9 protein-coding genes and 2 pseudogenes are annotated in these 12,854 nt (G+C 68.1%); 6 read left to right on the forward strand and 5 right to left on the reverse strand.

Translation table 11 applies throughout. From position 1 onward, the window contains the following. Positions 1-445 precede the first annotated feature (445 nt). A complete protein-coding gene (locus tag ACEXOX_RS01010; protein ID WP_406518516.1) occupies positions 446-982 on the reverse strand; it encodes an MFS transporter in 537 nt (178 codons plus the stop codon). 535 nt (positions 983-1,517) lie between these two features. Here ACEXOX_RS01010 and ACEXOX_RS01015 point away from each other — a divergent pair. The 4 genes and pseudogenes from ACEXOX_RS01015 (at position 1,518) to ACEXOX_RS01030 (ending at position 8,244) form a co-directional block, all read left to right on the forward strand. Beyond that, a complete protein-coding gene (locus ACEXOX_RS01015) occupies positions 1,518-2,741 on the forward strand; it encodes an AraC family transcriptional regulator (protein WP_406518517.1) in 1,224 nt (407 codons plus the stop codon). A gap of 281 nt (positions 2,742-3,022) precedes the next feature. Further along, a complete protein-coding gene (locus ACEXOX_RS01020; RefSeq protein ID WP_406518518.1) occupies positions 3,023-3,580 on the forward strand; it encodes a hypothetical protein in 558 nt (185 codons plus the stop codon). 633 nt (positions 3,581-4,213) lie between these two features. Next, a pseudogene (locus tag ACEXOX_RS01025) lies at positions 4,214-7,423 on the forward strand (S41 family peptidase). 68 nt (positions 7,424-7,491) lie between these two features. Further along, the gene (locus ACEXOX_RS01030; RefSeq protein ID WP_406518519.1) at positions 7,492-8,244 is read left to right on the forward strand and encodes a class I SAM-dependent methyltransferase; all 753 of its coding nucleotides are present in this window, start codon (positions 7,492-7,494) and stop codon (positions 8,242-8,244) included. A gap of 306 nt (positions 8,245-8,550) precedes the next feature. Here the strand turns inward: ACEXOX_RS01030 and ACEXOX_RS01035 are convergent. Further along, a pseudogene (locus ACEXOX_RS01035) lies at positions 8,551-8,805 on the reverse strand (2-phosphosulfolactate phosphatase); the annotation flags it as partial. 108 nt (positions 8,806-8,913) lie between these two features. On the opposite strand from ACEXOX_RS01035, the gene ACEXOX_RS01040 reads away from it, so the two are divergent. After that, on the forward strand, positions 8,914-9,504 hold the full coding sequence (locus ACEXOX_RS01040) for a TetR/AcrR family transcriptional regulator (protein WP_406526183.1): 591 nt from the start codon (positions 8,914-8,916) through the stop codon (positions 9,502-9,504). 53 nt (positions 9,505-9,557) lie between these two features. Continuing rightward, entirely contained in the window at positions 9,558-9,875 is a 318-nt protein-coding gene (locus ACEXOX_RS01045) for a DoxX family protein (RefSeq protein WP_406518521.1), read from the forward strand. Positions 9,876-10,407: 532 nt separating this feature from the next. Here the strand turns inward: ACEXOX_RS01045 and ACEXOX_RS01050 are convergent. From ACEXOX_RS01050 to ACEXOX_RS01060, 3 genes are all read right to left on the reverse strand, one after another. Beyond that, on the reverse strand, positions 10,408-11,397 hold the full coding sequence (locus ACEXOX_RS01050) for a phospholipase (RefSeq protein ID WP_406518522.1): 990 nt from the start codon (positions 11,395-11,397) through the stop codon (positions 10,408-10,410). Positions 11,398-12,096: 699 nt separating this feature from the next. Continuing rightward, on the reverse strand, positions 12,097-12,402 hold the full coding sequence (locus ACEXOX_RS01055) for a hypothetical protein (RefSeq protein WP_406518523.1): 306 nt from the start codon (positions 12,400-12,402) through the stop codon (positions 12,097-12,099). Then, complete coding sequence (locus tag ACEXOX_RS01060) at positions 12,399-12,590, reverse strand: hypothetical protein (protein WP_406518524.1); 192 nt, start codon at positions 12,588-12,590, stop codon at positions 12,399-12,401. The genes ACEXOX_RS01055 and ACEXOX_RS01060 overlap by 4 nt, the downstream gene beginning before the upstream one ends. Positions 12,591-12,854: the final 264 nt, after the last annotated feature.

Genomic DNA, 12,854 nt, shown 5'->3' on the forward strand with positions numbered 1-12,854 from the left:
GTCCGCGCCGGCACACCCATCACCTCGGAGAAGCCACTCCCCCGAGATCTACGTCCCCTGCATACGGACGGCAACCTGCTGTTCGCCCTGCGCGTCCAGCTACCCGACGTACGTATCCACACCGAGACGGACGGCACCGGCTTAACCGTGTGGCTGCATGACGGCCACTCTTCCCGCACCACTCTCGTCTCCCCGCCCAGGGCCCCGGAACGGTGTCCCAGGGCGGGCCCCGGTGCCTGGCCGACGAACTGCAACACGCCTGAAAGTGCTGGGAGAAACGCGGTTCCCCCACCCGCTACGACTTCGGTATGACCGTTACGCCCGAGGGCACCCGCATCTGGAGCGGCGACGACCCATACACCGCGCGGGCCTGGCTCACCGGCTGAACGGCAGCACCGCCACGCTCTCACGCCTCAGCCGCATCTCCCAGGGCCGCGTCAACGCATCAAGCATCAGCTTCCTGCGCGGTGTCGGGCGCTTCGACCCTCATGATGATCAGCAGTGCCGAAGCGAGCAACACGATGCCGGAGATGGTGAACACGGTGAGGACGCCGCCGAGGCCGAACATCACACCGCCCGCGGCAGCCCCGCCGGCGATGGCGGACTGTACGCCTACCACCACCAGCCCGCCCGCACTCTCTGCCTGGTCAGGCACCATACGAGTCGACCAGTTCGACCATGCCACCGAGACGCCGCCGAAGGCCAGGCCCCAGAGGACCACCAATGTCACGTACCCGGTCTTCCCGGCGGGAAGCAGCGCCAGGCCCAGTGCCGCGACGCCCATCAGCGCCGGTGTCAGTGTCAACGTCAGGCGCAGGCTGACCTCCAGAAGCCAACCGGCCAGCAGCGTGCCCGCGAAGTTGGCCACCCCGAAGACGAACAACAGCAGCGCCAGCTCATCGACGTCGACCTTGACCACGCTCTCCAGAGCAGGCCGGATGTAGGTGAACAGCGCGTAGTGCCCGATGTGGACCAGCAGCATCCCTACGATGCCTGTCCCGAAGCCCGGTACCTCGGTGAGCTGGCCGGCTGGCGCAGCACCTTCCTGGCAGCGGCCGTACTCGGGGTGCTGACGTTGGTGTTCCAGATGTTCGCGCTGCCCCGATGTTGGCGGCCACGGTCACCAGCAGGTTGGACACGATCATCAGGACGGTGAAGCCGAGCAGGACGACCCTGCGGTCCATCCGCCGGGTCAGGCTCGCCGTCAACAGGCCGGAAAGCATCGCTGCCACCGCCTGACCAGCCAAAGCTTCCGATACTCCCAGGTCGGCGGCCATCGGAGTCAACAAGCTGGCCGGCAGGTATTCCGCCGTCAGCAACCCGAACACACCCATCGCCAGCGAGAACACCGCCGCCCAGGACGACGAGAACGGTTCGGGCGGTACCGGTTTCACATCGGCCGCTTCGCCAGGGTCGACATCGGACACGGTGTCACACACATCACTGCTCAACTGTTCTTTCTCCTGCATTGCGCGAAGGGGTCGAGTCAAGCCTGCACACGAACTTCAGGATGAGCTATGACAGAACGTCTGCAAGATTTGATCGAAACTCCGGGCAGGGTGGAGGGGAGGGACGAGGCGCGCGGGACCGGCGGGTCGGGTGGGTGGGGCGAGGCCGGCGGGCCCGGTGGGGCGAACGGAAGCAACGCAGGGCAGTTCGCCCTCTCTTCCGACCTCATCAGCGAACTGCTGACCAGCATGCGGTTGCGCGGCGTTCGCTATCGTCGCGTCCATGCGGGCCCGCGGTTCGGCCTCAAGTTCGACGCCAAGCCCGGACGGGCCTACTTCCACTTCCTCGCCGTCGGCTCCGCCGTCCTGCGCACCGAGGACGGAACCCTCCACCGCCTCTCGGCCGGCAACGCCGTTTTCATGCCCCACGGCGAAGCCCACCAGCTGCTCTCCGGCCCGGGCATACCGGCCCAGCGGATCGACAGTTTCGACGCCGTGACCCTGAGTGACGCAGTATGTGCCGTGGATACCTGCCCGAGCACCGACCCGACGCCGAGCGCCGTCTTCTTCAACGGCTTCATGGAGTTCGACCTCGGCGGCATGCAGGGCCTGAACCAGCTGATGCCCGACGTCATGCTGGTCGATGCCGGAGGGCAGCGGTACCCCGGGCTCATACCGATCCTGACGTCCATGAAACGCGAAGTCTGCTCCGCACGCGTGGGCTTCGCCGGCATCCTCGCTCGCCTGGCCGAGGTGGCGGCGGCCATGATCGTACGGGGCTGGATCGAATGCGGATGCGGCAACACGTCGGGGCTCGTGGCCGCGTTGCGCGACCCCCGCCTGGCCTGTGCCATCTTGGCGCTGCACAGGCAGCCCGGGCACCACTGGACCGTGGCGGAACTGGCAGCGGAATGCAACGTCTCCCGTTCCGTCTTCGCGGACCGGTTCCATACCACGATCGGCATGCCGCCCCTCCGGTACGCCACGGAGCTGCGGATGCTCCTCGCCGGCCAGTGGCTGGCTCGGGACACGCTGTCGATCCAGTCCGTGGCACAACGCCTCGGCTACACCTCTCAGACCGCCTTCAGCCGCGCCTTCAAACGCGTCACCGGCCGACCGGCGCCAGCAGAGACACCACCCGCTCAAGCACTGCTCTTCAGGACTGTTGATGAGGGCGGCAGAGAGCACCCCCTGATGTCCTGTTACCGATCAGGGGCCGGGGCGGGGAGGGAGGCCGTCCACCGTGGCGGTAGCGGGCGGGGTGGTACGCGGGTGGTGAAGGAGTCGGCCTGAGCGCTGGCCGGAGGCGCGGCGTGTACGCCGTGCGGCACATGCCAGGCCATCTCCCGTGCCCTGTGCCCCTCCCCGTCAGCTACGGCTGTGCCCAGCACGTCAGCGCACTCTCCCTCCGCTCACGCGAGCCGGCAGAGGAAACTGTGCTACGAAACCGTCCGCGAGGCCGCATTGTCCCTGCTCACAAGCCCAGCCAGAGATCATCACAGCGACAGAGGCTGGATGATCGAGCTACGCTGCGGCCAAGCAGACAACGCACCAGAGCGCGCCAGGGGGCCACCGTGAGCCGACGACCATTGCTCTTCCTGGACATCGACGGACCGCTGCATCCTTACGCGACGCTGTCCGGCGCGTGTCCCGAGGGCTACATCACCGTCCGCCTCCCGGCCGAGGCGCGCCGACCCTCCGCGGCCGCGAGCCCGCGCTCCTACGTGCGACCGGAAACGATGTGGCTCAACCCGGCCCACGGCCCCGCCCTGCTGTCCCTTGAGTTCGAACTGTGCTGGGCCAGCACCTGGATGGGCGATGCGAACCGGTGGATCGGCCCCGTTCTCGGTCTTCCGCCGTTGCCTTTCGTCGACTTCGGTGACGCCCTGATGCGCGAGCGCCCGGACGGAGTCCACTGGAAGTCCGCGCCACTTGTCGCCCACGCGGCCGGCCGGCCCTTCGCCTGGGTGGACGACGAGCAGAGCGATGCAGACGACGCCCACGTCACCGCCGCCCACCGTGGCCAGTCATTGCTCCACCACGTCAATCCACGCATCGGCCTACGACGTCAGGACTTCACCGCTCTGGCCGGCTTCGCCACCGCTATTGGCTCCTCTGCTACATCGTTCTGAGCCGAGCATGGCACTGTCTTCCTAGTTTGAAGCTGAGTTTGACGGTCGCCTCGTCGCTTGCTCACCCACGTACGTGCGCCACTGAGGCCGGCCGAGCCAGTGTCGAGATTCGGCGGCCGTCACCGTTCCCTCGCGGGCAAAGAGGCTGATGCGCCAGTCTGGTCTCCCCGACGACGCCAGAATGGCCGAGGGCCCTGCTGGGCGCCGTTGGCTAGAGCTGGGGCACGCGCACCCCGTAGCGGTGCGTATCGGGGCGATATGGGGCAGGAGGCGGGATGGCTGGTCCACGAAACCTGATGGCCCGGATTCGGTACGGAGCACCGCGCCAAGCGCTGCTGGATCAGCCGCTCCAGCAGCGCCGTACCGCCGGTTCCGCCATCGGCGTCGTGCCCCAGGCCCTACCCCAGGCCCCAGACCAGATCAGCCCGTTGATGCGATCCCGGCCGCTGCCAGGGCTTTCGGCACACCAGCGGCACGGAGCGGATCTTTCCTCGAAGGAGGGCCCCTCGTGGTCCCACTCACGTTCCACGGTCACGACCATGGCGAACCGGGGAGCGCCCGCACCCGTACAAAGCCGGGCGCCCGGCCCGTCCTCGCCTGGTCAATCCGTACGTCACCGGTCGGAGGCCCACGATGACCGCCGCCTACCTCCGATACCCGCATCTACACGGTGACCTGGTCACCTTCACCGCGGAGGACGATGTCTGGATCGCCCCGCTCGACGGCGGCCGGGCCTGGCGGCTGAGCGCCGACAACCGTCCAGTCACCCGTCCGCGGATATCTCCGGAGGGCACCCACATCGCCTGGGCCTCGTCGCGCAACGGCGCGCCCGAGGTGCTCGCCGCGTTGACCGACGGCGGGCCGGCCACCCAACTCACCTACTGGGGCAGCCGGGTCACGGTGTGCGGCTGGACGCCGGGCGGCGATGTCGTCGCCATCAGCGCCCACGGGCAGCCCTCCTGGTGCCGCAGGTGGGCCCACGCCGTGCCGCTCGACGCGGGGCCGGCCCGCAGGCTTCCCTACGGCCCGGTCGGCGACATGGCCCACGGGCCCGGTGGTCAAGTCCTCCTGCGCTCCGCCGGGCTCGGCGGGGATGCGTCGTCCTGGAAGCGCTACCGGGGCGGCACGGCAGGCAAGTTGTGGATCGATCACACGGGCGACGGCACCTTCGAACGCTGCCACCAGGACCTGGCCGGGAACCTTGAGTACCCGCTCTGGGCCGGGGAGCGCATCGCCTTCCTCTCCGACCACGAGGGGGCCGGCGCGCTGTACTCTTCGCGTCCGGACGGCTCGGAGCTGCGCCGGCACAGTCCGCTCGGCGGGTTCTACGCCCGCCACGCCGCCACCGACGGCACCCGCGTCGTCTACATGTCGGCCGGGGACCTGTGGCTGCTGGACGACCTCGACGGGACCGAACCCAGACCCCTGGACATCCGGCTCGGCGGCCAGCGCACCGACCTCACCCCTCGCCCCATCACCACCGAGCACAACCTCACCGCGGTGTCCCCCGACCACACCGGGCGCGGGAGCGCTGTCACCGTTCGCGGAACCATTCACTGGATCACCCACCGCGACGGCCCGGCCCGCGCGCTCGCCGCGCAGCCCGGTGTACGGACCCGACTGCCCCGGACGTTCCGCCTCGACGGGGAGGAGCACGTGGTGTGGGTGTCGGACGCCGACGGCGAGGATGCCCTGGAGTTCGCACCCGCCGGTGGCATGGCGGACGGCGCGACGCCGCGTCGCCTGGGCAGCGGGGAGCTGGGCCGGGTGCACGACCTCACCGTCGCCCCCGACGGCAGCCATGCCGCCGTCTGCGCGCATGACGGGCGCGTCCTGCTGCTGGAGCTGGCCTCCGGGCACGTACGGGAGATCGACCACAGCGAGCACGGCGCGGTCTCCGGACTGGTCTTCTCACCGGACTCGTCCTGGCTCGCCTGGTCCCACCCCGGCCCCTTACCGCTGCGCCACCTCAAGCTCGCCAACATCTCCGATCTGGTGGTCCGTGACGCGACACCGCTACGATTCCGGGACTTCTCCCCCGCGTTCACCCTCGACGGCAAGCACCTCGCCTTCCTCTCCGAACGTTCCTTCGACCCGGTCTACGACGCGCACGTCTTCGACCTGGCCTTCGTCGGCGCGTGCCGCCCGCATCTGATCGCTCTGGCCGCGACCACGCCGTCCCCCTTCGGCCCACAGCGCGCCGGCCGCGCCGTCGAGAACGAGAAGCAGGACGCGGCCCAGGAGAACGGCACCCCGCCCGTCACCGCTGTCGATCTCGAAGGGCTCAGCGACCGGATCATCCCCTTCCCCGTGGAGGCCGCCCGGTATTCCGCGCTCCTCGCGGCCAAGGACGGCCTTCTCTGGCTGCGCCACCCGGTACGCGGGGTGCTCGGCGCGGCCCGGGCCACGCCCGACGCCGCCGACCCGAAGAGCACCCTGGAGCGGTACGACTTCGAGAAACAGAAGTGCGAAGAACTCGGTTCCGACATCGATTACTTCGCGGTCACCGGAGACGGCAAGCGGCTGCTGCTGCGCTCGGACGGCAAGCTGCGCCTCGTACCGGCCGACCGCCGCCCTTCGAAAGAGGAGAACAGCGACACCAACATCACCGTCGACCTCTCCCGTATCCGGCACACCCTCGACCCCGCCGCCGAATGGCGCTAGATGTACGACGAGGCGGGCCGGCTGATGCGCGACAACTTCTGGCGCCCCGACCTCGGCGGCATCGACTGGGACTCCGTACTGGCCCGCTACCGCCCGCTGCTGGAACGCATCGCCACCCATGACGACCTCATCGACCTCCTCTGGGAGGTCCAGGGCGAACTCGGCACCTCGCACGCCTACGTCTCCCCGGTCGGCGGCTACGACAAAGCCACCCGGCAAGGGCTGCTGGGAGCCGATCTCTCCCGCCATTCGGACGGTGCCTGGCGCATCGACCGCGTTCTGCCCTCCGAGACCTCCGACCCCGACGCCCGCTCCCCGCTGGCCGCGCCCGGTGTCGCCGTACGCGCGGGCGACGCGGTCGTCGCCGTCGGCGGCCGGCCCGTCGACCCCGTCACCGGACCGAGCCCGCTCCTGGTCGGCTCCGCGGGACAGCCCGTCGAACTCACCATTCGCCCGGCGGGCGGCGGGGGCCTCCGCCACGCCGTCGTCGTACCGATCGCCGACGAACGTCCACTGCGCTACCACGCCTGGGTCGCCGACCGGCGGGCCTACGTCCATGAGGCATCCGGCGGCCGGCTCGGCTACCTTCACGTCCCCGACATGGTCGGCTCGGGCTGGGCCCAACTCCACCGTGACCTGCGGATCGAAGTCGCCCGCGAGGGCCTGGTCCTGGACGTGCGGGAGAACAGCGGCGGCCATACCTCTCAGCTCGTCGTGGAGAAACTGGCCCGCCGCGTCATCGGCTGGACACTGCCGCGCGGCGCCCAGCCGTACAGCTATCCGCGCGACGCCCCGCGCGGCCCGATCGTCGCCGTCGCCAACGAGTTCTCCGGATCCGACGGCGACATCGTCAACGCCGTCATCAAGGCGCTCGGCATCGGCCCGGTCGTCGGCACCCGCACCTGGGGCGGCGTCATCGGCATCGACTCCCGCTACCACCTCGTCGACGGCACGCTGGTCACCCAGCCCAAGTACGCCGCCTGGTTCGAAGGACACGAGTGGAGCGTCGAGAACCACGGCGTCGAACCGGACGTCGAGGTGCCCCACACTCCGCAGGACCATGCGGCCGGCCGCGACCCCCAGCTCGACGAGGCGATCAGAATCACCCTCGCCGCGCTGCGCCGTAACCCGGCGAAGTCCCCGCCGTCTTCACCATCACCACTGCCCGACCAGCCCTGAGGCCTGACACGTCAGGAGTCGATCACCGCGGCAGCGTCCTTTCACCAGCTCCCGAGCGAAGGGTTGTCATGAACGACATGAACCGCAGGTTTCCTCCTGCCGGCGTGCGACATTCCCCCGTCATCTCACCAGCCTGTGACCCGTCGGAACGGAACATGAAGGATATCTTCGGCGAACTCTACGCCAGCGACTCCTGGAAGCTGTTTCCAGGGGGCGACGGTTTGCACGAGAAGTTGTCGCGTTCGGGCAGCGGATCCGATCTCGTACAGACCGCGGCCCTCCGGCAGCAGCTTCCCGAGCTGATCTCGCAGCTCGGCATCCGCAGCTTCCTCGACATACCGTGCGGGGATTTCTACTGGATGTCCCAGCTGGAGCTCGGGGTGGATTCCTACCTCGGCGCCGATGTCGTCCCGGAAGTCGTCGAAGAGAACGAGCGAAAGTTCGGACGGCCCGATCGTGACTTCCGCGTGCTCGACATCACGCGGAGCCGGATCCCACAGGTCGACATGGTCTTTTCGCGGGACTGTCTGGTGCACTTCAGTGATGCCGATGTACGGGCGGCGCTGGAGAACATCAAACGCAGCCGCTCCACCTATTTCGCGACGACCACCTTCACCGGCCGGGCCGAAAACGCCGATGACATCGAAACCGGGGGCTGGCGCTCCCTCAACCTGTGCCGTGCGCCGTTCTCGCTCCCCGCTCCGCTGCACCTGATCGACGAGAACTGCACAGAAGTCTATGTGTCGGAGGAAGACGGAGCAGAGATCGAACATCGCTTCGCCGACAAATCGATCGGTGTCTGGCGGACCGCCGACCTGTAAGCGCTCCGGTCACGGGACGGGACGACACCACAGTCAACAGAGGCCCGGAGTCCATGAAAGTGCCCTTATGCGAGGTGCGAATGACGGAGAAGCCGAACTGACGGGACGCGTATCGCCGCCGCCTTTGCCCGACGGCGGCGACCGTTCACCACGGCCTGCCGGCCGACTGCGGTGAACGTGCCCCGACCGCTCCGCGTGAGGACATGCGATCAAGGTATCGGCCGAGTAACCCGGTGCCGGATTTGTAAACGCCGGACCTCCGCCCCTTCACCATCACCTGCTGCAAGCAGCCTCATCAGCCGGCGATCAGAGCGGTTCCTCGTCGGTCGGCGAAGGCATCGCGTGTGGACGCAGGACCATGAGCGAGCCCTCCAAGGCCGCCACCATGGCGAAGGAGGACCGGTCGACCTCAAGACAGAGCGCGACGTCATCAGGATGAACTCCTTGACGTACGTCCTCCGCCAGTTCGTCGGCAGCGCGCGACTCAGCAGCTCGGCGCAGGAACTGAGCCGCGTCCGTCCCCTCCTCGGCGACCCTCCGAGCGAGGTACTGAGCACAGGCATCTCACCTGGTTCGCGGTCCGACGAGCCGCTGCTCCGCCCGCTACCACCAGCCGTTCACGGGCCGCCACCGTTGCGTCGGCGTGGCCGCTCCTTCTATATTCTGAACATGTTCGCTGAACACGTTCAGCCAACTCGCGCTGAACAGAAACGCCGCACCACAGCCCGTGTCACCGAGGCTGCCGCGCAACTCTTCACCGAGCAGGGGTTCCACGGCACGACGGTGCGCCAGATCGCCGCTGCGGCAGGGGTTTCCGTAGGGGCGGTCATGGCGGTCGGGGACAAGGAGTCGCTGCTGAGCCTGGTCTACGACCAAGCCATCGCCGCTCGCATTCCCGCGCCGCCCACGACAGAGTCCACCACCTCCGCGGTCGACTACCTGTCCCGCTACTTCGACCCGTTCCTCGACCTGTTCACCGAGAACGAGGACCTTGCGCGCGCGTACTTCCGGGCCCTGACCCGAGGGCGGCCGGAGAACGCGGCCCTCGGCGCACTGCGCACACTGACCGAAAGCAACCTCACCACCGCGCTGATGAACGCAGGCACGCCGGACGCCCACGCGAAACTCGGCGCGCACGTCATGTTCTCCAGCTACCTGGGCGAGCTGATGCTGCTCGCCGCAGGAGCCACCGACCCGCGGCAAACGGCCTCCAGGATCCGGGACACCGCCGCATTCATCACCGCGCAAGGCAGGAGCTGATCGATGACTCTCTCTGAACTCCCTCTCCGGCCTGGCCGGTTCTCGTCCTTCTGGTGATCCAGGCAGGCGATGCCGCGATGATGGTTCGCCCGCCGAAATTCATAGTCGACTGCCTGGAAGGCGTGGGGTTCCCGCGTGACTGGTGGTGGGTGCTGACCACTGCCAAGGCGGCATCGGTAGTCGGGCTCGCCGTGGGGCTCCGCGTGCCGGGCGTCGCCATGACGACCACCGCGGCGATCGTGGTGTACTTCCTCGCGGCCGGCGCATCCCACATTCGCGCCAAAGCCCTGAACTCCGCCTTCTGGGTCAACTGCCTCGGCATGTTGCTGCTGTCCCTGGCCGTACTCGTGGTGAGCTTCGTGCGTTGGTGACGCGCGGCGCGTCAGCTTCCGTGACAGGTCCGGCTCCGGCGGCGGCCTCGTGTTGCGGATCGGGCAAGCAGCTCAGCCTCGCCGTCATCTCCGGCGTTCTCCCGGCGCCCCGGTGAATCCGTGGCGAACCGTTCGGCTCCAGGACCTGTCGAAGAGGCCGGTGATCAGTGCCTGCCGAGGGCTCAGTACATTGGTATTCCAGGGAACTTTGGGGAGCACGTCTGTACGGAAACCCTTGCCAGCGCTGCGACTTCGACTGGTCATTGTCTCCGCATGAAGCCATGAGCAGAAAGCCGAGGATGTCGCTCGGAACAATGTCCATGACGCCGCCCATCACGCCTGGGACATCGAGCGAATTCTGACTCACGCGGACGACACGGACCGAGCAACCACGCTTTGGAGGCTGGCTGGTTGCCAGCAGGGGGACTCTCATTCGACGTCCCCGGGAAAACCGTCGGCCGGGGATCCCGGCCAACGGTCTGAGGGTCCCCTGGGGCGCAGAACAGGCAGGCCTGGCCCCGGGGGGTGTCCGTTATCGGAACAGGCGGTCACCGCTGTTGGCCATGCGGTGGGAGCCGCTGTGGCGGTTCACCCAATCACGGATGAGGTTGATGGCGTTGGCGCACTGCCAGCTGCTGTCGTATTCGCGTTCCCCGGTGAAGCTGGCGTAGCCCGCGATGATGCCGTCCACCCGTGCGTCGCCCAGCAGTTTGTCGACGTACCACGGGTCGTTGTAGGTGGTCGTCCAGGACAGGGTGGCCGCGAGCTGTCCGGCGGCCCGGTCCGCGGCGCCCTTCTTCAGTTCGGCGCACGTGTTCCACGTGGCTTCCGTGCAGTTGCCGAACCCGTTGGTGATGTTGGTGTCGCCGTAGTCCATCACCCGGCGGCCGTTCGGGAACCCGGAACCGGACTGGTTGAAGGCGTTGCGGACCTTGTCGCGGCTCCCGGTCGTGGTGATGCCCTCCAGCTTGCCGAGCTTGCCTTCCAGGCTCTTCCAGCCCCTGCCGCCGACGTCCGGGGTGTTGCCACCGTGGTACTCGAAGAATCCGTAGAGCACCTGGATTCCGGCAGCCGTCAGCCGCTGGGCCTTGTCGCGCAGTCCGGCGACGCTGCACGTACGGTTCTCTGCTTCGCCGCAGTAGTTCGGGTCCTTGATGTCCAGCCAGACCAGCGACAGCCGGCGCCCCGCGTCGGCGTTGGAGATGATGCGGTCGAGCATGCTGTCGAAGCTGGTGCCCCGCCGGTTGTCACCGGCCGAGGAACAGTCGTGCCAAGCACGCCATTCGTTCGGGTTCCACCAGGCGCAGACGTCGATCTCGATGGCGTTGGCACCGTGGTTGATGGCGGCGTCCACGCCGTCCAGGGTGTTGACCCGGTGCGCGATGGCATAGATCGCATGTCGTTGATCGGCTGCTGCCGCCGGGGTCGCAGTGAGCGCGGTGGCTCCGAGGATCCCGCACAGGGCCGCTATGAGGGCCCGCATCAGCCGCGGGCCGACGCCATGTCTACGGTGAGTGGTCAAGAAAGGTGCTCCTTAAGTCGGCGCGCAGAAGCGGAGAGCTACGCGAAGCGCGGCGGGCGGGGGCGATCAGAGGCATCGACGCGTCCGGCAGTGGTGGCTCGGGGGCTCGGCCGAGCTTCAGATGCGCGATGCGCGGCCGCCGTCACGGCAGTGCGCGGCTCGCCGCCGCTGTCCTCACGGCGCTCCTCTTCTGTGCAACGTGACGGCGACAAGCCGTCTTTCCGCCGCGAAAGTATCGCGCCCGACGCCGTTCTCGTGACTTGTTCTCAGCCTGTTTTCAGCAGCAAATGGCCATGATGCGGTTTTCGTTGGATTCGACGGGGCGGTCACCGACCGTAGTTGCGTGCATACTGAAACTGGAGGCCTGCCTGATCAGGGCGCCGGCCTCGGCCGGCTGTGACACGTGGTCCGCATGGCTGCCGACGATCTCGACAGGGCCCTCTCCGAACGTGAGCCGGTCCTTCGAATTCCTGACCTCGGGTCCTCAACGCGTGGCAGATGGTCAGGGTGCATGACGAGGCCGCGGTCCAGGCCTGGTCAAGGCAGCTCGGCGCGCTGCCCGTTGCAGCTCCAGATGGCGGGCCGCCGCCTCACCCGTCGGGGTCAGGGGCCCTTCCGCCGCCGTGAGCCGTCCGAGCTGCTGCGTGAGCGCGTCGATCTGGTACTCCCTGGCCGCCAGGGCCAGCGCGGCGTCCGCGGTCACGTCGTCGGGAGCGACGCGTGTTCGTGCGGCCGTGGCGGTATGTCGAGTGCGTCGTACAGCACCGCGCAGAGGATTCCGGCGACGAACATCGTGTGGTGTCCGATGCGGTCGAAGAACAGGGGCGAGGTGCCGATCGAGGCGGCGGTCTGCGGGAGACGCGTCAGCGTTTCCCGCAGACCGCTCGATTCTGGCGTACGGCAGGAGGACTTCCGCGAGCGCATGGACGGCGCACGCGATGCGTGGCTCACCCGGTGACAGGTGAGGGCGAGAAGTGCGGCCTCGGCCACGATTTTGTCGTTCATCGAGACGAGCGGTGGTGCCCGCCGGCGAACCGGCGGGCACCTGGTCGTGGCTGGGCAAGGTCGCTCCGCACGCTCTCCGCGACCGACTCGGAATCATCCGTCGGCTGCGGCACGCCCTGGGTCGCGAGGAAGTACTCGTTGCAGCACAGGACGTGGAGGTCCGGGTCCGCGGGCCCGTCGTCCAGCATTCCCGTCTGCGACTCCGCAAGTGGAGCCGCGTATTCAACGAGGCCCGTGTTCTCCGGAGTGAGTCCCGATGCGTGGGTTTCCACATTTCGCCGACGAACGTTCCACTTCGGGATTCCCACGCATAGCTCGCCCGGTCAGCGGCGACGACATCCGAATGGTCCGTATCAATGCCGTGGCCGCCGTGGCCACGCACGGGTGGCTACGGGACGGGCACGAGAGCTGTCGACGTGGAGACGGAGTCACGGCCGGAGTCACGGCCGGAG

Source organism: Streptomyces sp. Ac-502, from assembly GCF_045222935.1.
Taxonomy (GTDB): domain Bacteria; phylum Actinomycetota; class Actinomycetes; order Streptomycetales; family Streptomycetaceae; genus Streptomyces; species Streptomyces monomycini.

Bases quoted from the DNA above. Each gene is read 5' to 3' on its own strand.
- ACEXOX_RS01060 (WP_406518524.1), bottom strand. From the start codon at position 12,590: ATGCTGGACGACGGGCCCGCGGACCCGGACCTCCACGTCCTGTGCTGC.
- ACEXOX_RS01010 (WP_406518516.1), bottom strand. From the start codon at position 982: ATGCTGCTGGTCCACATCGGGCACTACGCGCTGTTCACCTACATCCGG.
- ACEXOX_RS01040 (WP_406526183.1), top strand. From the start codon at position 8,914: ATGTTCGCTGAACACGTTCAGCCAACTCGCGCTGAACAGAAACGCCGC.
- ACEXOX_RS01015 (WP_406518517.1), top strand. From the start codon at position 1,518: ATGACAGAACGTCTGCAAGATTTGATCGAAACTCCGGGCAGGGTGGAG.
- ACEXOX_RS01055 (WP_406518523.1), bottom strand. From the start codon at position 12,402: ATGAACGACAAAATCGTGGCCGAGGCCGCACTTCTCGCCCTCACCTGT.
- ACEXOX_RS01030 (WP_406518519.1), top strand. From the start codon at position 7,492: ATGAACGACATGAACCGCAGGTTTCCTCCTGCCGGCGTGCGACATTCC.